A 2,500-nucleotide genomic window follows, 5' to 3' on the forward strand; every position below is an offset into this window, starting at 1 on the left:
TGAGAAGATATTTGTTGCGTTTTGCAGACCTGGCAGCGACCTACTCTCCCGCGTCTTGAGACGGAGTACCATTGGCGCTGGGGCGTTTCACGGCCGTGTTCGGAATGGGAACGGGTGCAGCCGCCCCGCGATAACCACCAGGTCGGCAAAACGCAACACAGTTCATGTTTTCACATGAGTGTTGTTTCGAGAAGCTGGGAAGCTTGCGCTTCATTTAATTTAACACGTCTTTCTGCGACCCTTCCCGTATGTTTGCCATACAGACCAGAGGTCGTCGCGCCCTGTGGCGCGGCCCGTCCGGAGCGCTATGCGCGTCAGGACAGAACAGATGATGCTCATCWTCGATGAACATRTWCAATGGGAACGAAGAAGTCGATCGAGCTATTAGTAACGGTAAGCTTCACATGTTGCCATGCTTCCACACCCGTCCTATCAACGTGGTCGTCTTCCACGGCTCTGATAGGGAACACTCGTTTTCAGGTTGGTTTCCCGCTTAGATGCCTTCAGCGGTTATCCATTCCGTATATAGCTACTCTGCTATGCCCTTGGCAGGACAACAGATCCACCAGAGATACGTCCATCCCGGTCCTCTCGTACTAGGGACAGATCCTGTCAATATTCCTACACCCACGGCAGATAGGGACCGAACTGTCTCACGACGTTCTGAACCCAACTCACGTACCGCTTTAAATGGCGAACAGCCATACCCTTGGGACCTGCTCCAGCCCCAGGATGCGATGAGTCGACATCGAGGTGCCAAACAACCCCGTCGATATGGACTCTTGGGGGTCATCAGCCTGTTATCCCCGGCGTACCTTTTATCCGTTGAGCGATGGCCCTTCCACACGGGACCACCGGATCACTATGACCGACTTTCGTCTCTGCTCGACTTGTCAGTCTCGCAGTCAGGCGGGCTTATGCCATTGCACTCGACGACCGATTTCCGACCGGTCTGAGCCCACCATCGCGCGCCTCCGTTACTCTTTCGGAGGCGACCGCCCCAGTCAAACTACCCACCATACACTGTCCCGGATCCGGATAACGGACCGCGGTTAGACATCCACGAAGATAAGGGTGGTATTTCAAGGATGGCTCCACAAGAACTGGCGTCCCTGCTTCAAAGCCTACCACCTATCCTACACATGCCTTGGCGAATGCCAGTGTAAAGCTATAGTAAAGGTGCACGGGGTCTTTCCGTCTGACCGCAGGAACCCCGCATCTTCACGGGGAATTCAATTTCACTGAGTCTATGTTGGAGACAGCGGGGAAGTCGTTACGCCATTCGTGCAGGTCGGAACTTACCCGACAAGGAATTTCGCTACCTTAGGACCGTTATAGTTACGGCCGCCGTTTACTGGGGCTTCAGTTCAGAGCTTGCACCCCTCCCTTTAACCTTCCAGCACCGGGCAGGCGTCAGACCCTATACGTCGTATTGCTACTTCGCAGAGCCCTGTGTTTTTGATAAACAGTCGCTACCCCCTGGTCTGTGCCACCCCATCATACTTGCGTAAAATGGGGTCACGCTTCTTCCGAAGTTACGCGTGCAATTTGCCGAGTTCCTTCAACATAGTTCTCTCAAGCGCCTTGGTATACTCTACCTGACCACCTGTGTCGGTTTCGGGTACGGTCTATACGGTGGAGCTATTTCCTGGAACCTCTTCGCCGCACATTCAATCCAGTAAGAATGTACAACACACGAGATCCGTCACTACCACCAGGCCCACGAATATTAACGTGGTTCCCATCGACTACGCGTGTCCGCCTCGTCTTAGGGGCCGGCTAACCCTGCTCAGATTAACTTTAAGCAGGAACCCTTGGTCTTTCGGCGAGGGAGTCTCTCACTCCCTTTATCGTTACTCATGTCAACATTCGCACTTCCGATATCTCCAGCAGCCCTCACGGGTCCGCCTTCACAGACTTACGGAACGCTCCGCTACCACGCAACAGTCACTACAACTGTCACATCCTCAGCTTCGGTGCATGGCTTTAGCCCCGTTACATTTTCGGCGCAAAGACCCTTATTTAGACCAGTGAGCTGTTACGCTTTCTTTAAATGATGGCTGCTTCTAAGCCAACATCCTGGTTGTTTTGGGATCCTCACATCCTTTCCCACTTAGCCATGACTTGGGGACCTTAGCTGGAGGTCAGGGTTGTTGCCCTTTTCACGACGGACGTTAGCACCCGCCGTGTGTCTGCCGACTAGTACTCCTCGGTATTCGGAGTTTGGTTAGGATCAGTAAGACGGTGAGTCCCCATAGCCCATCCAGTGCTCTACCCCCGAGGGTATTCGGTCGACGCTCTACCTAAATAGATTTCGCGGAGAACCAGCTATTTCCGAGTTTGATTGGCCTTTCACCCCTAGCCACAAGTCATCCCAATCTATTGCAACAGATACGGGTTCGGCCCTCCAGTTGGTGTTACCCAACCTTCAGCCTGCTCATGGCTAGATCACTCGGTTTCGGGTCTAATGCAACTAACTCAATCGCCCTATTCAGACTCG

2 rRNA genes (1 of these 2 cut by a window edge) are annotated in these 2,500 nt (G+C 53.3%); both read right to left on the reverse strand.

The window, feature by feature from the left end:
• Window positions 1-27: 27 nt before the first annotated feature.
• Window positions 28-142 (reverse strand): 5S ribosomal RNA (rrf, locus tag AC1DCP_RS26245).
• A 221-nt stretch (window positions 143-363) separates the two neighbouring features.
• Window positions 364-2,500, reverse strand: a 23S ribosomal RNA gene (locus tag AC1DCP_RS26250); it runs 670 nt beyond the window's last position.

It is taken from the genome of Agrobacterium sp. 10T429, from assembly GCF_056393925.1.